This window comes from Acinetobacter lactucae (genome assembly GCF_013344765.1).
Lineage (GTDB): Bacteria > Pseudomonadota > Gammaproteobacteria > Pseudomonadales > Moraxellaceae > Acinetobacter > Acinetobacter lactucae_A.
Genome location: NZ_JABVBF010000456.1, coordinates 1 through 372 on the forward strand (window position 1 = coordinate 1; position 372 = coordinate 372).

At 46.8% G+C, this 372-nt stretch carries 1 protein-coding gene; it reads left to right on the forward strand.

Features of this window, described 5'->3' with window-relative positions; genetic code table 11:
- Nucleotides 1-372, forward strand: a 372-nt coding sequence (locus tag HUN22_RS17820; RefSeq protein WP_174732128.1) for an FAD-dependent oxidoreductase, incomplete at both ends; no start/stop codon positions are given.

Sequence of the window (372 nt, forward strand, 5' to 3'; positions counted from 1 at the left end):
TTGATGGTTCATTCTTCCAAGACGAAGTGGAACAACGCAAAATCATGGCTGTACCGATGGTATTCCAAGATAACGAGCACATTGGTCAAGGCCGTATGACCCTTGAAGAGATTGTGGCGAAACTTGACACTAACTCAGCTGAAAAAGATGCAGCAGCACTCAATGCCAAAGATGCATTTGATGTATTGGTAATTGGTGGTGGCCCTGCGGGTGCAACAGCTGCGATCTATGCAGCACGTAAAGGCATTAACACCGGTATCGTGGCTGAACGCTTTGGTGGTCAGGTCATGGATACCATGGACATTGAAAACTTCACCTCTGTGCAAAAAACACAAGGTCCTAAGTTTGCTGCCGAAATGGAAGCCCATGTTC